19 protein-coding genes and 1 riboswitch are annotated in these 22,171 nt (G+C 72.1%); of the genes, 12 read left to right on the top strand and 7 right to left on the bottom strand.

All coding sequences use genetic code 11. The annotated features are described in order from the left end of the window. Positions 1-156: 156 nt before the first annotated feature. Positions 157-1,407 (top strand): ricin-type beta-trefoil lectin domain protein, encoded by a 1,251-nt coding sequence (locus AQJ64_RS14655; RefSeq protein ID WP_059202680.1) that lies wholly within the window; start codon positions 157-159, stop codon positions 1,405-1,407. A 24-nt stretch (positions 1,408-1,431) separates the two neighbouring features. Here the strand turns inward: AQJ64_RS14655 and rocD are convergent, their stop codons facing one another. After that, on the bottom strand, positions 1,432-2,637 hold the full coding sequence (rocD, locus tag AQJ64_RS14650; RefSeq protein ID WP_059202679.1) for an ornithine--oxo-acid transaminase: 1,206 nt from the start codon (positions 2,635-2,637) through the stop codon (positions 1,432-1,434). 91 nt (positions 2,638-2,728) lie between these two features. Further along, a riboswitch (ZMP/ZTP riboswitch) is annotated at positions 2,729-2,818 on the top strand. A gap of 49 nt (positions 2,819-2,867) precedes the next feature. Between rocD and AQJ64_RS14645 the strand changes: the two genes are divergently transcribed. From AQJ64_RS14645 to AQJ64_RS14635, 3 genes are all read left to right on the top strand, one after another. Further along, positions 2,868-4,319: a glycine hydroxymethyltransferase gene (locus AQJ64_RS14645; RefSeq protein ID WP_055638562.1), complete on the top strand. Its 1,452-nt coding sequence runs from the start codon at positions 2,868-2,870 to the stop codon at positions 4,317-4,319. 126 nt (positions 4,320-4,445) lie between these two features. Further along, the gene (trpS, locus tag AQJ64_RS14640) at positions 4,446-5,459 is read left to right on the top strand and encodes a tryptophan--tRNA ligase (RefSeq protein WP_055638563.1); all 1,014 of its coding nucleotides are present in this window, start codon (positions 4,446-4,448) and stop codon (positions 5,457-5,459) included. Positions 5,460-5,615: 156 nt separating this feature from the next. Next, on the top strand, positions 5,616-6,194 hold the full coding sequence (locus AQJ64_RS14635; protein WP_055638564.1) for a 2'-5' RNA ligase family protein: 579 nt from the start codon (positions 5,616-5,618) through the stop codon (positions 6,192-6,194). A 99-nt stretch (positions 6,195-6,293) separates the two neighbouring features. On the opposite strand, the gene dprE2 is transcribed toward AQJ64_RS14635, so the two are convergent. Beyond that, positions 6,294-7,049, bottom strand: a complete 756-nt coding sequence (gene dprE2, locus AQJ64_RS14630; protein WP_055638565.1) for a decaprenylphospho-beta-D-erythro-pentofuranosid-2-ulose 2-reductase — start codon at positions 7,047-7,049, stop codon at positions 6,294-6,296. A gap of 44 nt (positions 7,050-7,093) precedes the next feature. Then, positions 7,094-8,443, bottom strand: a complete 1,350-nt coding sequence (gene dprE1, locus AQJ64_RS14625) for a decaprenylphosphoryl-beta-D-ribose oxidase (RefSeq protein ID WP_059202678.1) — start codon at positions 8,441-8,443, stop codon at positions 7,094-7,096. A gap of 151 nt (positions 8,444-8,594) precedes the next feature. Between dprE1 and AQJ64_RS14620 the strand changes: the two genes are divergently transcribed. The 3 genes from AQJ64_RS14620 (at position 8,595) to AQJ64_RS14610 (ending at position 11,103) form a co-directional block, all read left to right on the top strand. After that, complete coding sequence (locus AQJ64_RS14620) at positions 8,595-9,158, top strand: phosphatase PAP2 family protein (protein WP_059202710.1); 564 nt, start codon at positions 8,595-8,597, stop codon at positions 9,156-9,158. Further along, complete coding sequence (locus AQJ64_RS14615; RefSeq protein WP_055634170.1) at positions 9,151-10,104, top strand: decaprenyl-phosphate phosphoribosyltransferase; 954 nt, start codon at positions 9,151-9,153, stop codon at positions 10,102-10,104. The genes AQJ64_RS14620 and AQJ64_RS14615 overlap by 8 nt, the downstream gene beginning before the upstream one ends. Before the next feature lie 81 nt (positions 10,105-10,185). Beyond that, positions 10,186-11,103 carry a YihY/virulence factor BrkB family protein gene (locus AQJ64_RS14610; RefSeq protein WP_055634171.1) on the top strand — a complete coding sequence of 306 codons (918 nt, stop codon included), beginning with the start codon at positions 10,186-10,188 and terminating at the stop codon, positions 11,101-11,103. On the opposite strand, the gene AQJ64_RS14605 is transcribed toward AQJ64_RS14610, so the two are convergent. Further along, complete coding sequence (locus AQJ64_RS14605) at positions 11,057-12,358, bottom strand: D-alanyl-D-alanine carboxypeptidase family protein (protein WP_055634172.1); 1,302 nt, start codon at positions 12,356-12,358, stop codon at positions 11,057-11,059. The genes AQJ64_RS14610 and AQJ64_RS14605 overlap by 47 nt on opposite strands. A 91-nt stretch (positions 12,359-12,449) precedes the next feature. Here AQJ64_RS14605 and AQJ64_RS14600 point away from each other — a divergent pair, with 91 nt between their 5' ends. The 4 genes from AQJ64_RS14600 to AQJ64_RS14585 all read left to right on the top strand — a co-directional run bounded on the left by AQJ64_RS14600 (position 12,450) and on the right by AQJ64_RS14585 (position 16,394). Further along, a complete protein-coding gene (locus AQJ64_RS14600; RefSeq protein WP_055634173.1) occupies positions 12,450-12,689 on the top strand; it encodes an SCO4848 family membrane protein in 240 nt (79 codons plus the stop codon). Positions 12,690-12,693: 4 nt separating this feature from the next. Beyond that, positions 12,694-14,106 (top strand): metallophosphoesterase, encoded by a 1,413-nt coding sequence (locus tag AQJ64_RS14595; RefSeq protein ID WP_055634174.1) that lies wholly within the window; start codon positions 12,694-12,696, stop codon positions 14,104-14,106. A gap of 186 nt (positions 14,107-14,292) precedes the next feature. Beyond that, a complete protein-coding gene (locus tag AQJ64_RS14590; RefSeq protein ID WP_055634175.1) occupies positions 14,293-15,846 on the top strand; it encodes an ABC transporter substrate-binding protein in 1,554 nt (517 codons plus the stop codon). A 146-nt stretch (positions 15,847-15,992) separates the two neighbouring features. Then, positions 15,993-16,394: an ATP-binding protein gene (locus AQJ64_RS14585; RefSeq protein ID WP_055634176.1), complete on the top strand. Its 402-nt coding sequence runs from the start codon at positions 15,993-15,995 to the stop codon at positions 16,392-16,394. A gap of 262 nt (positions 16,395-16,656) precedes the next feature. Here the strand turns inward: AQJ64_RS14585 and AQJ64_RS14580 are convergent, their stop codons facing one another. Together AQJ64_RS14580 and AQJ64_RS14575 are read right to left on the bottom strand one after the other, a co-directional pair. After that, the gene (locus AQJ64_RS14580) at positions 16,657-18,114 is read right to left on the bottom strand and encodes a sensor histidine kinase (protein WP_055636698.1); all 1,458 of its coding nucleotides are present in this window, start codon (positions 18,112-18,114) and stop codon (positions 16,657-16,659) included. Further along, on the bottom strand, positions 18,111-18,800 hold the full coding sequence (locus AQJ64_RS14575) for a response regulator transcription factor (RefSeq protein WP_055636697.1): 690 nt from the start codon (positions 18,798-18,800) through the stop codon (positions 18,111-18,113). Before AQJ64_RS14575 ends, AQJ64_RS14580 begins: the two co-directional genes overlap by 4 nt. 166 nt (positions 18,801-18,966) lie before the next feature. Between AQJ64_RS14575 and AQJ64_RS14570 the strand changes: the two genes are divergently transcribed. Beyond that, positions 18,967-21,372: an MMPL family transporter gene (locus AQJ64_RS14570; RefSeq protein WP_055636696.1), complete on the top strand. Its 2,406-nt coding sequence runs from the start codon at positions 18,967-18,969 to the stop codon at positions 21,370-21,372. Between the two features lie 3 nt (positions 21,373-21,375). Here AQJ64_RS14570 and AQJ64_RS14565 read toward each other — a convergent pair whose 3' ends face one another. Further along, entirely contained in the window at positions 21,376-22,155 is a 780-nt protein-coding gene (locus tag AQJ64_RS14565) for a TetR/AcrR family transcriptional regulator (protein ID WP_055636695.1), read from the bottom strand. Positions 22,156-22,171: the final 16 nt, after the last annotated feature.

Below are 22,171 nucleotides of genomic sequence, written 5' to 3'. Positions count from 1 at the left end.
CCGCGGCACTAGACAGGCCCTGGGCCCGGCGCCGGGAGCGGGTGCGCACAGTATTGACCCCCACTTACTTCACTACTTAAATCAAGAGGCGACGCCTTCATCCCCCACCGCGGTCGGCCCCTCCGTGCGCCCGGCCGCCGTACGGAAGGAAGAGCCTTGGCCTCCCCACGCCTGCTCCGCAGATGCCTGCTCGCCGCGCTGTCCGCCGTCCTGGTCGCGTCTGCCGCGACCGGCGCGGCGCACGCCGGTCCCCGGGACGACTCCCCCGCCGCGACCGCCGCCGCGGTGGCCGCGGTGGCCTTCTCCGACACCTTCGACGGTGCCGCCGGTTCCGCGGTCGACCCGTCGAAGTGGCAGATCGAGACGGGCGACAACGTCGACAACCACGAGCGGCAGTACTACACGTCGGGCAACAGGAACGCGGCCCTGGACGGCCAGGGCCACCTGGTGATCACCGCGCGGAAGGAGAACCCGGCGAACTACCCGTGCTGGTACGGCACCTGCCAGTACACCTCGGCCCGGCTGAACACCGCCGGGAGGTTCACCGCGCGGTACGGGCACGTCGAGGCACGGATGAAGATCCCGCGCGGGCAGGGCATGTGGCCCGCGTTCTGGATGCTGGGCACGCCGGTCGACTGGCCGGACTCGGGCGAGATCGACGTCATGGAGAACGTCGGCTACGAGCCCTCCACCGTGCACGGCACCCTCCACGGCCCCGGCTACTCGGGCTCGGGCGGCATAGGCGCGGCCTACACGCTGCCGGGCGGCCAGGCCTTCGCGGACGCCTTCCACACCTTCGCGGTGGACTGGGCGCCCGGCGCGATCACCTGGTCCGTGGACGGCACCGTCTACCAGCGGCGCACCCCGGCCGACCTCGGGGGCAGGACCTGGGTGTTCGACAAGCCGTTCTTCCTGATCCTGAACCTGGCCGTGGGCGGCTACTGGCCGGGCGACCCGGACGGCTCCACCTCGTTCCCGCAGCAGCTGGTGGTCGACTCCGTGTCGGTGACGACCGGCGGCACGCCCACCGGCGCGGCGATCAGGGGCCTGGCCGGAAAGTGCGTGGACGTCGCCGGGGCCAACTCCGCCAACGGGACCCCCGTACAGCTCTACGACTGCAACGGCACCGCCGCCCAGCAGTGGACCGTGGGCGCCGACGGCACGGTCCGCGCGCTCGGCAAGTGCCTGGACGTCACCGGCAACGGCACCGCCGACGGCTCCACGGTCCAGCTCTGGGACTGCACCGGCGGCCCCCATCAGAAGTGGGCCGTCAGCGCGGCGAACGACATCGTCAATCCACAGGCCGACAAGTGCCTGGACGTGACCGGCAACAACCCGGCCAACGGCACCCGGCTGCAGATCTGGACCTGCTCGGGCGCCGCCAACCAGAAGTGGACCATCGGCTGACCCCGCCCCTCCCACGACCTGCTCCTAGCCCCCCAGCACCACCCGCAGCTGCTCCAGCCCCCAGTCCAGGTCCTCCTCGGTGATGACCAGGGGCGGTGCGACGCGGATCGTCGGGCCGCGGGTGTCCTTCACCAGGACGCCCCGGCCCATCAGCCGCTCCGCCACCTCCCGCCCCGACCCGTACCCCGGCGCCACGTCCACGCCCGCCCACAGCCCGCGCCCCCGCACCGCCGTCACCCGCCCCGTGCCGGCCAACGCCGCCAGCTCCCGGTGCAGCCGCTCCCCGAGCAGCGCGGCCCGCTCCTGGTACTCGCCCGTCCGCAGCATCGCGATCACCTCCAGCGCGACCGCGCACGCCAGCGGATTCCCGCCGAACGTCGACCCGTGCTCCCCGGGCCGGAACACCCCGAGCACCGCCGCGTCCGCCACCACCGCCGACACCGGCACGATCCCGCCCCCGAGCGCCTTCCCCAGCACATACACATCCGGTACGACCCCCTCGTGCTCGCACGCGAAGGTCCGCCCCGTCCGGCCGAGCCCCGACTGGATCTCGTCGGCGACGAACAGCACCCCCCGCTGCCGGGTCAGCTCCCGCACCGCCGGCAGATAGCCCTCCGGCGGGACGATCACCCCCGCCTCGCCCTGGACGGGTTCGAGCAGCACCGCCACCGTGTTCTCGGTCACCGCCGCCCGCATCGCCGTGACGTCCCCGTACGGGACGATCTCGAAGCCGGGCGTGTACGGCCCGTAGTCCGCCCGGGCCTCGGGATCGGTGGAGAAGCTGACGACCGTCGTCGTACGGCCGTGGAAGTTGTGGCCGGCGACGACGATCTTCGCCGTCTCCGCCGGGACCCCCTTCACCCGGTAGCCCCACTTCCGGGCGGTCTTCACGGCCGTCTCCACCGCCTCCGTGCCCGTGTTCATCGGCAGCACCATCTCCTTGCCGCACAGCGCGGCCAGCTCGGCGCAGAACGCGGCGAACCGGTCGTGGTGGAACGCCCTCGACGTCAGCGTCACCCGCTCCAGCTGCGCCTTCGCCGCCTCGACCAGCCGCCGGTTGCCGTGCCCGAAGTTCAGCGCCGAGTAGCCCGCCAGCAGATCCAGATACCGCCGCCCCTCCACATCCGTCATCCACGCCCCCTCGGCCGTGGCGATCACCACCGGCAGCGGGTGATAGGTGTGCGCGCAGTGCGCGTCGGCGGCGGCGATCAGCACCTCGGTCGTGCTCACGGGACCTCCCGGGAACTCCAGCGTGCGCCCTTCCCCGGTCGCTCGCATGGTGGACGCGGCACCGTCGCGCGCGGGCGTGACCGGTAGGCTGGCGGCGGGCCGTGACTGGCGCGCTGGGATGGGACGGACCATCGGGGAGCGGCTCTGAGCAGCAACAGTGCCGTGCGCCTGGGCCGAACCGTGACACCGTGACCGCTTTTCAGCACCCACGCCACCCGGAGGCCGACGACATGTCAGAGCAGCAGCCCCTCTCCACCGAGTCCACCGCCTTCCGCGCCGCCCTCGACGTGATCCGTGCCGTCGAGCCGCGCGTCGCCGACGCCATCGGCCAGGAGGTGCACGACCAGCGCGAGATGCTCAAGCTGATCGCCTCCGAGAACTACGCCTCCCCGGCCACCCTCCTCGCGATGGGCAACTGGTTCAGCGACAAGTACGCCGAGGGCACCGTCGGCCGCCGCTTCTACGCCGGCTGCCGCAACGTCGACACGGTCGAGGCGCTCGCCGCCGAGCACGCCCGCGAGCTGTTCGGCGCCCGCCACGCCTACGTCCAGCCGCACTCCGGCATCGACGCCAACCTGGTCGCCTTCTGGGCCGTCCTCGCCGACCGCGTCGAGGTCCCCTTCCTGGAGAGGACCGGCGCCCGCCAGGTCAACGACCTCTCCGAGGCCGACTGGGCGGAGCTGCGCCAGGCCTTCGGCAACCAGCGCATGCTCGGCATGTCCCTGGACGCCGGCGGCCACCTCACCCACGGCTTCCGCCCGAACATCAGCGGCAAGATGTTCGACCAGCGCTCCTACGGCACCGACCCGGCGACCGGCCTCATCGACTACGACGCCCTGCGCGCCCAGGCCCGTGAGTTCAAGCCGCTGATCGTGGTCGCCGGCTACTCCGCGTACCCGCGCCTGGTGAACTTCCGGATCATGCGCGAGATCGCCGACGAGGTCGGCGCGACCCTGATGGTCGACATGGCGCACTTCGCGGGCCTGGTCGCCGGCAAGGTCCTGACCGGCGACTTCGACCCGGTCCCGCACGCCCAGATCGTCACCACGACCACCCACAAGTCCCTGCGCGGCCCGCGCGGCGGCATGGTCCTGTGCGACGACTCCCTCAAGGACCAGGTCGACCGCGGCTGCCCGATGGTCCTCGGCGGCCCGCTCCCGCACGTGATGGCCGCCAAGGCCGTCGCCCTCGCCGAGGCCCGGCAGCCCGCCTTCCAGGACTACGCCCAGCGGATCGTCGACAACTCCCGCGCACTGGCCGAGGGCCTGATGCGCCGGGGCGCCACGCTGGTCACCGGCGGCACCGACAACCACCTCAACCTGATCGACGTCGCCTCCTCCTACGGCCTCACCGGCCGCCAGGCCGAGGCCGCCCTCCTCGACTCGGGCATCGTCACCAACCGCAACGCCATCCCCGCCGACCCGAACGGCGCCTGGTACACCTCGGGCATCCGCGTCGGCACCCCGGCCCTGACCACCCGCGGCCTCGGCACGGCGGAGATGGACGAGGTGGCGGGCCTGATCGACCGCGTCCTCACCACCACGGAACAGGGCACGACGAAGTCCGGCGCGCCGAGCAAGGCCTCCCACGTCCTGGACGAGAAGGTCGCGCAGGAGATCTCCCAGCGGGCGACGGACCTGGTCGCGGGCTTCCCGCTGTACCCGGAGATCGACCTCGGCTGAAGGCGTTTTCAAGGGGCGCGGGGCCGCAGCCGTGTGCGGCCCCGCCGCGGGGCGCGACCAGCCACGACGGCGCCGCAGCTCCCCGTGCACCGAAACCACTCACCGCTCTCTGAGACAATGATGAACATGGCCTCAGACCGACCCCGCGTGCTCTCCGGCATCCAGCCCACCGCCGGCTCGTTCCACCTGGGCAACTACCTCGGCGCCGTCCGCCAGTGGGTGGCCCTCCAGGAGTCCCACGACGCCTTCTACATGGTCGTCGACCTGCACGCGATCACGGTCCCGCAGGACCCGAAGGACCTCACGGCCAACACCCGTCTGGCCGCCGCCCAGCTCCTCGCGGCCGGTCTGGACCCCGAGCGCTGCACCCTCTTCGTGCAGAGCCACGTCCCCGAGCACGCCCAGCTCGCCTGGGTCATGAACTGCCTCACCGGCTTCGGCGAGGCCAGCCGGATGACCCAGTTCAAGGACAAGTCCGCCCGCCAGGGTGCCGAGAGCGCCAGCGTCGGCCTGTTCACGTACCCGATCCTCCAGGTCGCGGACATCCTGCTCTACCAGGCCCACGAGGTCCCGGTCGGCGAGGACCAGCGCCAGCACATCGAGCTGACCCGTGACCTCGCCGAGCGCTTCAACGGCCGCTTCGGCGCGACCTTCACCATCCCGAAGCCGTACATCCTCAAGGAGACGGCGAAGATCTACGACCTCCAGGACCCGTCGATCAAGATGAGCAAGTCGGCGTCCACGCCGAAGGGCCTCATCAACCTGCTCGACGACCCGAAGGCCACCGCGAAGAAGGTCAAGAGCGCGGTCACGGACACCGACACGGTCGTCCGCTACGACCTCGAGAACAAGCCGGGTGTCAGCAACCTGCTCACCGTCTACTCCACCCTCACCGGCAAGAGCGTCGCGCAGCTGGAGCAGGAGTACGAGGGCAAGATGTACGGCGCCCTGAAGACGGACCTCGCGGACGTCGTCGTCGACTTCGTCACCCCGTTCCGGGACCGCACCCAGCAGTACCTGGACGACCCGGAGACGCTGGACTCGATCCTCGCGAAGGGCGCGGAGAAGGCGCGCGCGGTCGCCGCGGAGACGCTCTCCCAGGCGTACGAGAGGGTCGGCTTCCTGCCCGCGAAGCACTGACGGCGCTCAGCAGCATCACAGGCGCACCACACAGAAGTTCCCCCGGGCAGAGCGCTGCACATCACTTCCCTTGCGCCTGCCCAGAGCACAGCCGTGGCCGTACAGTCGATAGCCGTACGACTGCATACGAACCCGGCACCGACGACAGGAGACGACGTGGGGACCGTAACGATCGGCGTGTCGATCGCGGTCCCGGAGCCTCACGGCAGCCTGCTCCAGGAGCGGCGCACGGGCTTCGGCGACGCCGCTGCTCACGGCATCCCCACGCATGTCACGCTGCTGCCGCCGACGGAGATCGAGGCGAGCGACCTGCCGGCCGTCGACGCCCACCTCATCGAGGTCGCCGCGACCGGCCGCCCCTTCCCGATGCGCCTGTGCGGCACCGGCACCTTCCGTCCGCTGTCGCCGGTGGTGTACCTGAAGGTCGTCGAGGGCGCCGAGGTCTGCGCCTGGCTCCAGCAGCTCGTCCGGGACGCCTCCGGTCCGCTGGTGCGCGAGCTGCTGTTCCCGTACCACCCGCACGTCACCGTGGCGCACGGCATCGACGAGGAGGCCATGGACCGGGCCTTCGAGGAGCTCTCCGGCTATGAGGCCGAGTGGTCCTGCACCGGCTTCGCCCTCCATGAACAGGGCGCCGACGGCGTCTGGCGCCAACTCCGCGAGTACACCTTCGGCGGCCCGGTGATCCCCCCGCAGACGGCTCACGCGGACCGCGGTTCCCTGCCGGCTCGCTGAGGCACGGGTGGTTCGTCCGCGGGCCCGGTGGGGGCCGGTCGCGCCCACGCGGCGGAGCCGCAGGTCGACACCGCCCCGCGCCCCTTCAGGGCCCGCCCGCTAAACGGGCAGCCGTCGGAACACCCCCCGAGGGGCATGCCGCAACGCCGCCATCACCACCCTCAACACCCCCGGCACCCACACCACCTCCGACCGCCGCCGCAACCCCAGCTCCACCGCCGCCGCCACCTCCTCGGGCGTGGTCGCGAGCGGCGCCTTCGGAAGCCCCGCCGTCATCCGCGTCCGCACGAACCCGGGCCGTACGACCATCACGTGCACGCCGGTCCCCTGCAACGCGTCCCCCAGCCCCTGCGCGAACGCGTCGAGACCGGCCTTGCTGGAGCCGTAGATGAAGTTCGCCCGGCGGGCCCGCTCCCCGGCGACGGAGGAGAGCACCACGAGCGCCCCGTGGCCCTGCGTCTGGAGTGCGCGGGCGCTCACCAGACCCGCCGACACCGCGCCGGTGTAGTTGGTCTGCGCGACCCGCACCGCCGCAGTGGGGGCGCGCTCGTCGTGCGCCTGGTCGCCGAGGACCCCGAAGGCGAGCAGGACGAGATCGATGTCGCCCTCGGCGAAGACCTTGCCGAGGACGGTCTCGTGGCTGTCGGGGTCGAGGGCGTCGAAGGCGACCGTACGGACGCCGGCGCCGAGGGCGCGCAGCTCGGCGGCGGCCGACTCCAGGGCGGCGGAGGGGCGTCCGGCCAGCCACACCGTGCGGGTGCGGCGGGCGATCAGCCGGCGGGCGGTCGCCAGCGCGATCTCCGACGTACCGCCGAGGACGAGGAGGGACTGGGGGAGACCGAAGGCGTCCTGCACGGCAACTCCTGGGGCTACGGGGGGCTTCGGGGACTTCGGGGACTTCAGAGGGCGAGACGGCGGGCGAGGTCCGAGACGAGTGCCCCGCGCGGGTCCAGCTCCGCGCGCAGCGCGCGGAAGTCGGCCAGGCGCGGGTACATCGCGGTGAGCAGTTCGGGGCGCAGCCGGGAGTCCTTGGCGAGGTAGACACGTCCGCCGGCGGCGGCCACCTCCTCGTCCAGCGCGTCGAGGAGGGCGCCGAGGCCGGGCAGGGCGGCCGGGATGTCCAGGGCGAGGGTCCAGCCGGGGCGGGGGAAGGAGAGCCAGCCGGGGTCGGCCTCCCCGAACCTCTTGAGGACGGCGAGGAAGGACGGGCAGCGGTGCGCGGAGATCCGGTCCACGATCCGGCGCAGGGTGTCCTCGTGGCCGTGTCCGACGACGAACTGGTACTGCACGAGGCCGCTCCTGCCGTAGACGCGGTTCCAGTGCGGGACGCCGTCGAGGGGGTGGAAGAACGCGGGGAGCGGCTGGAGTTCGCCGGTCCGTGCGCGGGGCGCCCTGCGGTACCAGAGTTCGTTGAACAGCCCGACGGTCGCCCGGTTCAGCAGTCCGCCCGGCAGGCCGGCCGGCGCGGGCGGGAGACGGGAGGGGCGGAAGGCGAGCGGTGCGCTGCGCGCGCGGGCGGGCAGCGCGTCCAGGGGCGCGTGGTCGCCCCGGGTGAGCACCGCGCGCCCGGTGGCCGCCCCGCGGGCGAGCAGGTCGATCCAGGCGACCGAGTAGCGGTGGCGGTGGTCGGTGGCGGTCAGCCGGGCCATCAGGTCGTCGAGGTCGGTGGCGCGTTCGGTGTCGACCGCCATCAGGGACGTCTCGACGGGCTGGAGCCGGACGGTCGCCGTGAGGATCACCCCGGTCAGGCCCATGCCGCCGGCGGTCGCGTCGAACAGCGGGGTACCCGGGGCCACCGTGCGGATGGTGCCGTCGGCGGTGAGCAGCTCGAAGGACAGCACATGCCGGGCGAAGGAGCCGCCGACGTGATGGTTCTTGCCGTGGATGTCGGCGCCGATCGCGCCGCCGACGGTGACGTACCGGGTGCCCGGGGTCACCGGCACGAACCAGCCGAGCGGCAGCAGCACCTCCATCAGCCGGTGCAGCGAGACGCCCGCGTCGCACAGCACGGTGCCGTCGGCCACGTCGACGACATGGATCCGGTCCAGGCCGGTCATGTCCCACACCGCTCCGCCGGCGTTCTGCGCCGCGTCCCCGTACGCCCGCCCGAGCCCCCTCGGGATGCCCCCGCGGACCCCGCAGTCCCGGACCGCGGCCACGGCCTCCTCGTACGTCCGGGGGCGGATCAGACGGGCGGCGGAGGGGGCGGTGCGGCCCCATCCGGTGACGGAGACGGTCTCGGCAGGCATGGAGGCGACCGTATCGCCCCTTTATGGGCGACAAGTTTTGAAACCTCCACTTGCTCCCCGAAATGGGTGATTAATGGGATGTCGCTCAATATTGCCGGAGTTCCGCCCGGGACGGCGTGAACAGTGAATCCACATGGACCACATGGACCACATGGACGACCTGAACGACCTGAACGACCTGAACGACCTGGACGACCTCGACAACCTCGGCGACCTCGACGACCTGGACCACCGCATCCTTTCCGCGCTGCACAGGACAGGCGCGGACCCGCGCGTCGCCGGCGCCGCCCGCGCACTCTCCCGGGCGGGCGAGCACGGCGCGCTGTGGCTCGCGGCGGGCCTCCTGGGCGCCGCCGCGGACCGCCCTCGGCGCGGCGCCTGGCTGCGCGCGACCGCGCTCACCGCGGGCGCGCACGTCGTCAGCATGGGCGTGAAACGGGTCGTGCGCCGTCCGCGCCCCGCGCATGTCGCCCCCCGGGTGCGCACCGCCGGCCGGCACTCCTTCCCCAGCGCGCACGCGACCTCCGCCACGGCCGCCGCCGTCGCCTTCGGCGCCCTCGGGGCACCCGCCGTCGCCCCGCTCGCCGCCGCGATGTGCCTGTCCCGTCTCGTCGTCGGCGTCCACTACCCCTCCGACGTGGCGGCGGGCGCGGCCCTCGGCGCCCTCACGGCGTGCCTGGGGAAGCGGTGGATGACCAAGGGGTGCCGTGGCTGAGACGGTTCTCCACCCGCAGCGCACCCCACGACGGCGGACCCCGTCGCCGCCGAACCCCCGCCCCGGTGGCCTGCTGCGCGGTCTCCTGCGGACCGCCCGCCCCAAGCAGTGGGTCAAGAACGTTCTCGTCGTCGCCGCCCCCGCCGCGGCCGGCCGGCTGCTCACCGCCGGTACGCTCACCGAACTCGCCCTGGTCTTCGCCCTGTTCACCGCCTGCGCCGCCGCCGTCTACCTGGTCAACGACGCCCGGGACGCCGAGGCCGACCGCGCCCACCCCGTCAAACGGCACCGCCCGGTCGCCGCCGGACAGGTCCCCGTACCGGTCGCGTACGCCGCCGGAGGCGCCCTCGCGGTCCTCGCGCCGCTCCTCGCGGCCCGGCTGACCACCCCGGCCCTCGCCCTGCTCCTGACCGCCTACGTCGGCATGCAACTGGCGTACTGCGTCCGCCTGAAGCACGTCCTGGTCGTCGACCTCGCCGTCGTCACCACCGGCTTCCTGATGCGGGCCGCGGCAGGCGGGCTCGCGCTCGGCATCCCGCTCTCCCGCTGGTTCCTGATCACCACCGGCTTCGGCGCCCTGTTCATGGTCTCCGCCAAGCGCTACTCCGAGGCCGTCCAGATGGCCGGGAAAGCGGGCGTCACGCGCGCGTTGCTCACCGAGTACACCACCGGCTACCTCCGCTTCGTCTGGCAGCTCGCCGCGGGTGTCGCCGTCCTCGGCTACTGCCTGTGGGCCCTGGAGGAGGGCGGCCCACCGCACACCGGACTGCTGCCCTGGCGCCAGCTTTCGGTGGTCGCGTTCGTCCTCGCGGTCCTGCGCTACGCCGTCTTCGCCGACCGGGGCACCGCGGGCGAACCCGAGGAGGTCGTCCTCGGCGACCGCGCCCTCGCCCTGATCGGCCTGGTCTGGCTCGCCCTGTACGGCCTGGCGGTCGCGCACTGGTAGCGCACTGGTGGCGCGCGGCATCCGGGGTACTCGGACCCCGGTCCTTCGCGTCATTCCCGCCGAGCGGGGCAGAGTCGGATCATGGACTGGCTGAAGAAGCTTCCCGGCGTCGGGCCGTGGGTCGCCCGCCTCATGACCACGCACGCGTGGCGGTCGTACGAACGCCTGGACCGGGTGAAATGGACCCGGCTCGCCGCCGCGATGACGTTCATCAGCTTCATCGCGCTGTTCCCGCTGCTCACCCTGGCCGCCGCGATCGCCGCCGCCACCCTCAGCGAGTCCCAGCAGCAGGAACTCCAGGACAAGATCGCCGACCAGGTCCCCGGCATCTCCGACCGGCTCGACATCCACGACCTGGTACAGAACGCCGGCGCCGTCTCCCTCATCGCCGGCGCCCTGCTGCTGTTCACCGGGATCGGCTGGGTCGGTCAGATGCGGGACTGTCTGCGGGCGGTGTGGGAGCTGCCCGACCGGGAGGAGAACCCGGTCCTGAGCAAGGGCAAGGACGCGGGCATCCTGGTCGGCCTCGGCGGCGCGGTCCTGGTCACCCTCGCCATCTCCACCGTCGCCTCCGCCCTGGTCGGCCGGATCACCGACGCCCTCGGCATCGACAAGGCGGGCTGGGGCGGCATCCTGCTGCGCGTCGCCGCCTTCACCATCGCCGTCCTCGCCGACTTCCTGCTCCTCCTCTACGTCCTGACCCTGCTGCCCGGCGTCGAGCCCACCCGCCGCCGCCTGATCGTCGCCGCACTGATCGGCGCGGTCGGCTTCGAACTGCTCAAGCTGCTGCTCAGCGGCTATATGCAGAACGTGGCGGGCAAGAGCATGTACGGCGCCTTCGGCGTCCCCATCGCCCTGCTCCTGTGGATCAACCTCACCTCGAAACTGGTCCTGTACAGCGCCGCCTGGACCGCCACGGGCAGCGCACCCGAGAGCGCCTTCGACGAGGACGTCAGCGGCGACGGCGTACCAGATCCGGGAGCGGCCAGCGGCGGTTGACGACGTACGCCCCGGCGGCCAGCAGCACCAGCACCCCGCCGGCGATGCCCAGCGCGGTCCACATGCCGCGCGAGCCGTCGTCGGCGACCGCGCTCGCCACCGGCTGGTGCGAGGTGCCGCCCCGGCCGGACCCGGGGGACTCGCCGGAGGACGGGTTCGCGCCCGGCTGCGCGCTGGCCTGCGCGCTGGGAGCCGCCCCCTGCGGCGGGACCAGCTCGCCCACCGGCGTCACCTTCCCGGCCGCCGCGAACCCCCAGTCGAACAGCTTGGCGGTCTCCTTGTAGACCTCGTTGTGGTCGCTCTTCTCCGGGTTCATCACGGTGACGAGCAGCACCCGCCCGGCCCGCTCGGCCACCCCGGTGAAGGTCGCGCCCGCGTTGGTGGTGTTGCCGTTCTTGACGCCCGCGATGCCCGGGTACTGCGAGATGTCGTAGTCGCCGGCCAGCAGCCGGTTGGTGTTCTGGATCTCGAAGGACGAACGGACCTTCTTGCCCTTCTTGTTCTTCTTCGTCTCGCCCGGGAACTTGGCCGTGACCGTCGAGCAGTACTCCCGGAAGTCCTTCTTCTGCAGCCCCGACCGTGCGATCAGCGTCAGGTCGTACGCGGAGGAGACCTGGCCGGGCGCGTCGTAGCCGTCGGGCGAGATCACGTGCGTGTCGAGGGCCTGGAGCTCCTCGGCGTGCTGGTTCATCTCCTTGACGGTGCCCGCGACACCGCCGTTCATCGACGACAGCACATGCACGGCGTCGTTGCCGGAGCGCAGGAACACACCCAGCCACAGATCGTGGACCGAGTACGTCTCGTTCTCCTTTATCCCGACCAGGCTGGAGCCCGACCCGATGCCCTCCAGGTCCTTCGGCACCACCTTGTGCTCGGTGGTCCTCGGGAACTTCGGCAGCACGGTGTCCGCGAACAGCATCTTCATCGTGCTCGCCGGGGGCAGCCGCCAGTGCGCGTTGTGCGCCGCCAGCACCTCGCCCGACTCGGCGTCCGCGACGATCCACGACCGCGCGGTGAGGTCCTTCGGCACCACCGGCGCGTCCCCGGCGAGCGCCACCTGCGTCCCGGCCTGCCCGAGCCGCGCGCCGCCGACCGTGGACATGGTCGCCGGGGGAGTGGCCGAGGGGGACGGGCTCTTGGAGGGGGACGGACTCGGCGCGGCGAGGGAGACGGGCGCGGTCAGCGCGAGAGAGGTGAGGGACGCTGCGGTGACCAGCAGGGATCGCCTGACGGTCTGCTTCATGGGTGCGGGCACGACGCAGAACGTACCTGGCGGCCGACGGGAAGTCCCGCCGCCCTCCCCACCCCGGTCATCGAACCGGACACCCGACGGCGATACTGAACCCATGAAGCTCAGCCGCCCCCTCTCCTGGTTCCTGCTCGCCTTCGGGGTGTGGAGCTGGGTCATCTGGGTCACTTTCGTCAAGAATCTGGTCAAGGACGGCAGCGGTCTCGCCTTCGACGACGGTCACCCCACGGCGTACTTCTGGGTGCACCTGACGCTCGCCGTCGTCTCCTTCGTACTGGGGACGGTCATCGGGGCCATCGGGTTGCGCGGACTGCGCGCACTGCGCCGGACGTCATAGCCCGATGGTGATCCTCTTCGCGCTGCTCGCGCTGGCGGTCGTGGTCGGCGCCAACTGGTACCTGTGGCGCCGCCTGTTCCGCGACACCACCCGCGGTCCGGGCCGGGCGCGCCGCGGCGGCGCCGCACTGATCGCGGGCGGCTGGGCCCTGGCGATCGGCGCCCTCGTCGCGGAGCGCACCGGCGCCCCCTTCTGGCTCCAGCGCACCCTGGCCTGGCCGGGCTTCCTGTGGCTCGCCCTGTCGATCTACCTGCTGCTCGCGGTCGCGGCGGGCGAGCTCGTACGCCCCCTGCTGCGCCGCTTCCTGGAACGCCGGGCCCGCTCCGAGCAGCCGGCCCCGGCCCGCTCCGAGCAGCCGGCCCCGGAGCCGGCAGCGGCCCGTACCGAGCCGACCGACCGGCCGGCCCCGACCGCCCCGGGGTCACGGACCGGCCGGCCCGGCTCCCGCCCCGGGCAGCCGGAGTCATCGGCCCCCGCCCCGGTGGCGGCGGACCGGTCCGGCCTCGCCTCCGTGGCGGTCGGGCAGCCCGCCCTCGCCCCCGAGGGGCCCGGGCAGCCCGCCCCCGTTCCCGAAGCGGCCGAAAAGCGTGCCCTCTCGCGGCGTCTCTTCGTCTCCCGGGCGGTCGGGGGTGCGGCCGCCGCGGTGGCCGTGGGGACCGTCGGTGCCGGTACCTACGGGGTGCTGCGTGGTCCGAAGGTGAAGCGCGTCACCGTCCCGCTGGCCAAGCTCGCGCGCACCGCCCACGGCTACCGGATCGCGGTCGTCAGCGACATCCACCTCGGCCCGGTCCTCGGCCGGGGCTTCGCGCAGAAGGTCGTCGACACGATCAACGGCACCCAGCCGGATCTGATCGCCGTCGTCGGCGACCTCGTCGACGGCAGTGTGAAGGACCTGGGCCCGGCGGCCGCCCCGCTCGCGCAGCTGAAGGCGCGGCACGGCAGCTTCTTCGTCACCGGCAACCACGAGTACTTCTCCGGCGCCGCCCAATGGGTCGAGGAGGTGCGCCGCCTCGGTATCGACCCCCTGGAGAACGAGCGCACCGAACTCCCCTGGTTCGACCTGGCCGGCGTCAACGACATCGCGGGTGAGAGCGAGGGCCGGGGCCCCGACTTCGGCAAGGCCCTCGGCGACCGGGACACCACGCGCGCGTGCGTGCTCCTCGCCCACCAGCCCGTCCAGATCCACGATGCCGTACGCCACGGCGTCGACCTCCAGCTCTCCGGCCACACCCATGGCGGCCAGCTCTTCCCCGGCAACCTGATCGCCGAGGCGGCGAACCCGACCCTGGCCGGTCTGGACCGCTACGGCGACACCCAGCTCTACGTCTCCCGGGGCGCCGGCGCCTGGGGGCCGCCCACCCGCGTGGGCGCCCCTTCGGACATCACGGTGATCGAACTGGCGTCCCGTCAGGCGTGAGCCGGAACCTGAGAGAAAGCTGTGAAATCCGGTGGAAACAAGGCGTCGGTAAGTTCTTTCTCATCTACCCAGAAGTCTCTTCCGCCCGCTGAAACACGTGTGGTTAGGTGAGCCCCGCCACCAAGGGGGGTGGCTTTCTGTGTAGTACTGGGCCTTCTTGTGGCCCGGGGAGGGCGGGACATCACCATGCGCTCGGTTCGCATGCGGATCCTCGTGGCACTGCTGGTTCTCGCTGTCGTCGGAGTGGGCGGCTGGCAGCTGATGCCGTCGCAGGAGGACAGCGAAGCCACCATCACCGTGGGCACGACGGACACCATCACGTCACTCGATCCGGCGGGCGCCTACGACGCCGGATCCTGGGCGTTGTTCAGCAATGTCTTCCAGTCGCTGCTGACGTACGAGCCGGGCGGCGTCTCGCCCGTCCCGGACGCCGCCAGGAGCTGTTCCTTCCCGAAGGGCGGCCTGACGACGTACACCTGCGAGCTGCGGGACGACCTCACCTTCCCCAGCGGCCGCAAGATGACCGCCGAGGACGTGAAGTTCTCCTTCGACCGGGTCAAGAAGATCAACGCCGATGTCGGTCCGGCCTCGCTGCTGTCCACCCTGAAGTCGGTGGACGCCGACGGTCTGAAGGTCACGTTCCATCTGACGACCCCGGACGCCACCTTCCCGTTCAAGGTGGCCACCGGCGCCGGCTCGATCGTGGACCACACCCGCTACCCGGCCGACGGCCTGCGCACCGGTACCTCCGTCGACGGCACCGGCCCGTACACGCTGACGTCGTACACGAAGGGCAAGCGGGCCGACCTCGAACCCAACGGGCGTTACCGGGGCGCGGTGAAGACCGGCGCGCCCGTCGAACTGCGCTACTACGCCGACCCGGACGCCCTGGAGAAGGGGTGGAAGGCCAAGGAGGTCGACGTGGCGACCCGGCAGCTGCCGCCCGCCGTCCTCGCCTCCCTCAACGCCAGCGACCCCGACATGCGGGTCAGCGAGGCCGACAGCTCCGACACCCGCAACCTGTACTTCAACACCCGCGCGTCCTCGCCGCTGCACTCGGTGGACGTGCGCAAGGCGATGGCCTGGCTGGTCAACCGCGAACGGCTCGCCGCGACCGTGTACGACGGCACGGTCGACCCGCTGTACTCGCTCGTCCCGGCCGGCCTCACCGGCCACACGACGTCCTTCTTCGACACCTACCCCACGCAGAGCGCGGCGAAGGCCCGCACGCTCCTGCAGCAGGCCGGCGTCAGCATCCCGGTCAGCTTCACCTACGGCTACGGCCTGGGCAGTGGTGCCGCCGAGGCCGAGGCGAAGGAGCTCAAGCGGCAGCTGGAGGCCTCCGGTCTGTTCAAGGTGAACGTCAAGGGATACGAGTGGACGGACTTCCAGAAGCGCTGGGCGAGCGGCAAGCTCGACGCGTACGCCGTCGGCTGGGTCGCCGACTACCCCGACCCGGACACCTACGCGGGTCCGCTCGTCGGCACCGACTCCACCATGAACACCGGCTACAGCAGCAAGGCCGTCGACCGTTACATCACCGACAGCCAGCAGTACGCCGACCGCAGCCAGGTCGCCGACGACTTCAAGAACCTCCAGCAGACCGTCGCCGACGACGTGCCGGTGATCCCGCTGTGGCAGCGCAAGGAGTACGTCGTCTCCGACGCGGGCGTCGGCGGCGGCCAGTACCTGGCCGACGGCAACGGCGTGTTCCGCCTGTGGTCCCTGGACTGGATCTGACACCCCGTACCCACCCACCGCAGCAGTGACCCGAGGGCCGGTCCGCCAGGCGGATCCGGCCCGTTCGGGCATGCGCCCCCAGCAGCGCGGGCAGTCACCCGTCGGGGTGCGATGTGACGGAGCTGTGCGCGGGGTGAGGAGCAGACGTGCTGAGACGCAACTCCTTCCGGCTGCCCCGGCATCCGGCGTCCGTCGGGCTGGCCCGGCGCCGGGTGCGGGACCATCTGGCCGACTGGGGGCACGGTCCCGACGACCGGGCGCTGACCGACGCCGTCCTCGTGGTGTCGGAGCTCGCCACCAACGTCATCCGCCACGGGCCCCTGCGGGAGCGGGAGTTCGAGGTGGCGGTCACCGCGCTCGCGGACGGCTCCTGTCTCATCGAGGTCTCCGACGAGGACCGCCGGGAACCCCGGCCGCGGGTGGTCGGCGAGTGGGAGGAACACGGCCGCGGCCTGCACCTCGTGGAACACCTCGCCACCGCATGGGGCGTGTGGAGCAGAGGACGGCACGGCAAGACGGTGTGGGCGCTGGTCCTGGCGAGCACCTAGTGCCGCGGCAGGCAACGTTTGCCCGTCAAGGAGCGGCGTCCGGTGCGTGCTCTCGGCGTGCCGGCCGGAAGTCCTCGTACTGGACGTACTTGGGCTTTCGGCCGGTGCGGCGAGAGTGCGTGCCGGGCGTCGCGACGGGGCGAACGTTGCCTGCCGCGGCACTAGGGCCCGTCGTGCGGATCAGGCCGCAGCTCACCGGCGCCGAGCAGTCCCGTCGCCGTCCCGCGACCTGATCCGAACGACAGGCCCTGGCCACCGCCGGTCAGACGCAGGACTTCGGGCGGGTCGGCAGTTCCACCGTCACCCCCAGGCCCTCGCCGGGTGCCGTCCGTACGCTCACCTCGCCGCCGTGGGCCCGGACCACCCCCTGCACGATCGCCAGTCCCAGCCCGCTGCCCGCGCCGCCGCCCGCCCGGAAGAACCGGTCGAAGACCCGCGCCGCGTCCTCCGCCGCCAGCCCCGGCCCCTCGTCCCGCACCGACAGCCGTACGACCCCGTCCACGCGCTCCACCCTCAGCCGCACCGGGACCTCGGTGGGCGTGTGCGTGCGCACGTTGGCCACCAGGTTGCCCAGCACCTGCCGCAGCCCCGACTCGTCGGCCCGCACCAGCAGCGTCCCGTCCGCGTGCACCGTGACGGGCCGGTCCGGCTGCTGTGCCCGCAGGTCCTCGGCGGCGTCCCGCACCAGCCGGCTCACGTCCACGTTCCGCAGCCGCAGCTCGGGCCGCTGGTCCAGCCGGGCCAGCGTGAGCAGTTCGTCCACCAGCCGGCCCATCCGGTCCACCTCGCCGTTCATCCGGTCCCAGGCCCGCTTGCGCTCCTCCGGCTCGCGCAGCATCCCCTGGTCGTACAGCTGGAGATAGCCGCGGATCGCGGACAGCGGGGTGCGCAGCTCGTGCGAGGCGTCGGCGACGAACCGGCGGAGCTGGCCCGCGCTGCGCTCGCGCGTGCGGTACGCCGCCTCCACCTGGTGGAGCATGGAGTTCAGGGCGAGCCGCAACTGCTCCACCTCCAGGCTGGTCTCCCGGCTGGAGGGCACCCGGCGGGTCAGATCGCCCTCCGCGATCGCCGACGACGTCTCCACCATGTCCTCCAGCGGCCGCATCCGCCGCCGCACGCTGAACAGCGTCAGACACGCGAGGAGCGCCAGCAGCAGGGTGCCGACGGCGAGATCGAGCTTGAGGGCCTTGGTGATGCCCTGGCGCAGGGCCTCGGTGGAGGTCGCCATCAGGACGTAGGTGCCGTCCCCGAGCCGGGTGGCCGTGACCCGGTACGCCGCGCCGCGCATGCTGATGTCGCCCGGGTCGGCTTTGAGGGCGAGCGCGTGCGGGTCGCGCACGGCGTCGGCGAGGTCGCTCTGGGCGGCGGTGGGCGGCACTCCGAAGAGGGACACGGCACGGCCGGTGGCGTCCACGGCGGTGAAGACCGTGTCCGCCGTCGACTCCTCGTCGCTCTCCCCGGGCACCATCCGGTCGCGCAGGAAGCTCAGCGCCGACAGCGAGTCCAGCTTGCGCAGGGTGAGCCCCGTACCGGCGATCGAGTCACGGGTCTTGACCAGCTCGGCGTCGATCTGGTCCATCAGGTAGTGCCGCATCCCCATCAGGCTCACCGCGGTCGCCGCGACGATCCCGATGGCCAGCAGCGCCACGTTCGCCAGGGTCAGCTTCACCCGCAGCGAGTGCATGCCCCGCCCGCACCGCAGGGCCCGCGGCCTCCTCATGCCAGTCCGTACCCCACGCCCCGCCGGGTGGTGATCACCGGCGGGCCCAGGGTGTCCAGCTTGCGCCGCAGATAGCTGATGTAGGTCTCGACCACCGTCGACTCCGGCGGGGTGTGCTCGTACTGCCAGACATGGCGCAGGAGTTGCTCCTTGGGCACGATCCGGCCGCCGTTGCGCACCAGGAAGCGCAGCAGCGCGTACTCCGTCGGGGTCAGCTCCACCGAGCGGCCCGCGCGGTGCACGCTGTACGTCGTCTCGTCCAGCTCCAGCTCGCCGTAGCGCAGCGGCGGGCGCTGCGGCAGGACGTCCGCCGGGCGGGTGCGGCGCAGCACCGCGGCGATCCGGGCGACCACCACGTCGATGTCGAAGGGCTTGGTGATGTAGTCGTCGCCGAAGCCGAGCGCGCCGACGATCTCGGCCGGCGCGTCGCGTGCGGTGAGGAACACCAGCGCCAGTTGGGGCCGCCGTTCGCGCAGTTCGCGCCCGAGCGCCCGGCCGTCGCCGTCCGGCAGCATGACGTCGAGCAGCGCGACATCGGGCCGGGTGCGGTCGGCGAGGGCGAGGGCCTCACGGACCGTGCCCGCGGTCATGACCTCGAAGCGGTGGTAGCGCAGCGCGATGGCGAGGACGTCCGCGATGCTCGGCTCGTCCTCCACGACCAGCACGGTGCCGGGGGCCGTCGACATGCCCCCAGTATCGGCGGCCCCACCGACAACCGGGCCGGTTCCCCCTTTGGAGTTCCTTGAGAGTCATGGCCATGCGATGTCCACGCGTGCGCGTGCCGCCAATCCTGGTGTCCTGGACCCGGGGGACCCGTCGACTGTGAGTGAGGAGTTGCGCATCGTGGCGGCATTGGCACGCTGGTGCTACCGGCATCGGCTGGTGGTCCTGTTGCTGTGGGTGGGGGCGTTGTTCGGGCTGGGGTTCTCGGCCTCGACGGCGGGCACGGACTACGCGAACGTGTTCTCCCTCCCCGACACGGACTCCAAGAAGGCGTACGACCTGATGGAGAAGGCGTTCCCCGCGCGCGCGGGCGACACCGACACCGTCGTCTGGAAGGTCGACGAGGGCACGGTCCGCGACCAGGACGTACGGTCCCGGATCCAGCCCGCGCTGGAGAAGATCGCGGGCATGAAGGGCGTCGGCGGGGTCACCAGCCCCTATGCCGGTGAGCAGGGCGGGGGGCAGATCAGCCGGGACGGGCGCATCGCGTACGCCCAGATCACCTTCGCCGACCAGGCGAACGCCGTGCCCAAGGAACTCGTCCAGGACGTCGTCGACACCGCGCGGGGCGCCGAGCGCGGCGGCCTGGAGGTGGAACTGGGCGGCCAGGCCATCCAGCGCGTCCAGGAACCGCCCACCGGCCTCGCCGAGATGGTCGGCCTGGTCGCCGCCGCGATCGTGCTGTTCCTCGCCTTCGGCTCGCTCTTCGCGATGCTGCTGCCGCTCGCCGTTGCGGTCTTCGGCGTGGGCACCGGACTGTTCTCGACCCAGCTGCTCAGCCATGTCACCGACATCCCCGACCTGGCGCCGCTGCTGTCCTCCCTGATCGGCCTGGGCGTCGGCATCGACTACGCCCTGTTCATCGTCACCCGCCACCGCAAGGGCATCCTGCGCGGTGTCGCACCGGAGGAGTCGGCGGTCACCGCCCTCAACACCTCGGGCCGCGCGGTGCTGTTCGCGGGCGGCACGGTCTGCATCGCCCTGGCGGGCATGCTGGTGACGAACCTGCGCTTCCTGGACGGCGTGGTCGTCGGCACCTCGCTGACGGTCGTCCTCAGCGTCCTCGCCGCCACCACCCTGCTGCCGGCCCTGCTCGGCTTCCTCGGCCCGCGGGTGCTCAGCCGCAAGCAGCGCCGGCGCCTGGCCGCCGAGGGCCCGGAGGAGGAGCGGACGAGCGGTCCGGCGGCCCGCTGGTCGGCGGAGGTGCAGCGCCGTCCCCGGACGATCGCCGTGCTCGCGCTGGTCGTCATGGCCGTGCTCGCGCTGCCCGTGCTGTCGCTGCGCCTGGGCGCCACCGACCAGGGCAACAACGACGCCTCCACCACCACCCGCAAGGCCTACGACCTGCTCGCCGAGGGCTTCGGACCGGGCTTCAACGGCCCGCTCCAGGTCGTCGTGGACGGCACCGACACGACCGCGCTCGTCCGGGGCATCGAGGACGCGCCGGGCGTGGCCCAGGCGGCCGCGCTGCCGCCCGCGAAGGGCGTCACGGTCATCCAGGTCGTGCCCACGACCTCACCCCAGTCGCAGGAGACGGACACCCTCATCGACCGGCTGCGGGACGACGTCATCCCGAAGGCGGGGGTGAAGGCGCACGTCGGCGGGGTCACGGCGGTCTCCAAGGACTTCGCGGCGGTCACCGGCGACCGGCTGCCGCTCTTCGTCGCGACGATCGTCGGACTGGGCTTCCTGCTCCTGCTGATCGCCTTCCGCTCCCTGGTGGTGCCGCTGACCGCCGCCGTGATGAACCTGATCGCGGCCGCCGCCTCCTTCGGCGTCCTGGTCGCCGTCTTCCAGTGGGGCTGGGGCCTGGAGCTGCTCGGCCTCGGCAAGGAGGGCCCGATCAACGCCTTCCTGCCGGTCATCATGCTGTCCCTCCTCTTCGGCCTCTCCATGGACTACCAGGTGTTCCTGGTCAGCCGGATGCACGAGGAGTGGGTGCACACGCGCGACAACGCGCGCGCGGTGCGCGTCGGCCTCGCCGAGACCAGCCGGGTCATCAACTCCGCCGCCCTGATCATGGTCTGTGTGTTCCTCGCGTTCGTCCTCAGCGGGGACTCGGGCGCGGCCATGGCCGGCGTGGGCCTCGCGGCGGCCGTCGCCCTCGACGCGTTCATCCTCCGTACGGCACTGGTGCCGGCCGCGATGCACCTGCTCGGCGCCTCCAACTGGTGGCTGCCGGTTTGGCTGGAGAAGCGGCTGCCGCATCTCGCGGTCGAGCCGAAGGAGGAGGACGTCACCCCCTCCGCCGGCCCGTCGGACGGCCCCGCGACGGCCGTCCACGGCTTCGTCCGCGACGTCGCCGGCGACCCGGTGGAGAACGCCTCGGTGGCCCTGCTGTCCAAGGGCGGCCGCCCGCTGGACCAGGTGACCTCCCTGGCCGACGGCTCCTACATCCTCTCCGCCCCGGCACCGGGCACCTATCTGCTGTCGACCACGGCGGCGTCGTACACCACCCAGGCCCGCCAGGTGACCGTCGGCGCCGAGCCGCTGGTCCACGACGTGGAACTCGCGGAGATGTCGGAGGTCAACTAGCGGCTAGCCGCGCTTCGTCTTCTGCGGGTCCGGCAGGGCGTTGGTCATGCCGGGCAGGAAGTCCGTGAACAGTTCGTGGATCTCCAGGACAAGCGGCCGCAGGACGCGGAACCGGGCCAGCGCCACACCGCGCGCGGTGAGGCGCGCGCCCCGTTCCGCGAGCCGGTAGCTGCGCTCGCGTCCCGCCGTCCGGTCGTAGATCCAGTACATGACGAGGCCCATCTGCGCGAGCCACATCAGCTCGGGCAGCACCTCGCGCAGCTCCTCGGGCACCTTCGCCTTGGAGCCCGCGAGGACCTCCTTGTGGACGGCGATCGCCTCCACGCGCGCGTGCTCCGACTCCGCCGAGAAGGGACTGAGCGGGCTGTCCGGATCGGCGGCGTTCTTGAAGAACTGCACCGCGAACTCGTGGTATGGCGTCGCCACGTCCAGCCAGACCCGCAGCACGCCCGCCATCCGGGCCTCCAGCGAGGTCTCCGTCGCCAGGAGCTCGCGGACCGCCTCGCGGTGCTCGGCCGCGAGACGGTCGTAGAAGCCCTGGATCAGCCACTCCTTGCCGGCGAAGTAGTAGTAGGCGTTCCCTACCGAGACCCCGGCCTCCTGGGCGATGGCCCGCATCGTCGTCTTGTCGTAGCCGCGCTCCTGGAACAGCCGCATCGCCGTCTCCAGGATCAGCGCGCGGGTCTGCTCGGACTTCGAGCCGGTCGCGGGGGACGGCTCACGGGGCTCGGCCGGGGAAGCGGGAGCGGGCTCGGCGCGGCCCTCGTCGGCGGGCTCGTTCATGGCGGACACGGACAGA

The sequence above is a fragment of the Streptomyces griseoruber genome, from assembly GCF_001514205.1.
Taxonomy (GTDB): Bacteria; Actinomycetota; Actinomycetes; order Streptomycetales; family Streptomycetaceae; genus Streptomyces; species Streptomyces griseoruber.
This window is presented reverse-complemented; position numbering and strand designations above follow the sequence as displayed.

Excerpts from the sequence above, each read along its gene's own strand:
- trpS (WP_055638563.1), top strand. The coding sequence starts at position 4,446 with ATGGCCTCAGACCGACCCCGCGTGCTCTCCGGCATCCAGCCCACCGCC.
- AQJ64_RS14610 (WP_055634171.1), top strand. The coding sequence starts at position 10,186 with ATGGACTGGCTGAAGAAGCTTCCCGGCGTCGGGCCGTGGGTCGCCCGC.
- AQJ64_RS14575 (WP_055636697.1), bottom strand. The coding sequence starts at position 18,800 with ATGTCGACGGCCCCCGGCACCGTGCTGGTCGTGGAGGACGAGCCGAGC.
- AQJ64_RS14565 (WP_055636695.1), bottom strand. The coding sequence starts at position 22,155 with ATGAACGAGCCCGCCGACGAGGGCCGCGCCGAGCCCGCTCCCGCTTCC.
- AQJ64_RS14580 (WP_055636698.1), bottom strand. The coding sequence starts at position 18,114 with ATGAGGAGGCCGCGGGCCCTGCGGTGCGGGCGGGGCATGCACTCGCTG.
- AQJ64_RS14590 (WP_055634175.1), top strand. The coding sequence starts at position 14,293 with ATGCGCTCGGTTCGCATGCGGATCCTCGTGGCACTGCTGGTTCTCGCT.
- AQJ64_RS14600 (WP_055634173.1), top strand. The coding sequence starts at position 12,450 with ATGAAGCTCAGCCGCCCCCTCTCCTGGTTCCTGCTCGCCTTCGGGGTG.
- AQJ64_RS14620 (WP_059202710.1), top strand. The coding sequence starts at position 8,595 with ATGGACGACCTGAACGACCTGAACGACCTGAACGACCTGGACGACCTC.
- AQJ64_RS14595 (WP_055634174.1), top strand. The coding sequence starts at position 12,694 with ATGGTGATCCTCTTCGCGCTGCTCGCGCTGGCGGTCGTGGTCGGCGCC.
- dprE1 (WP_059202678.1), bottom strand. The coding sequence starts at position 8,443 with ATGCCTGCCGAGACCGTCTCCGTCACCGGATGGGGCCGCACCGCCCCC.
- AQJ64_RS14645 (WP_055638562.1), top strand. The coding sequence starts at position 2,868 with ATGTCAGAGCAGCAGCCCCTCTCCACCGAGTCCACCGCCTTCCGCGCC.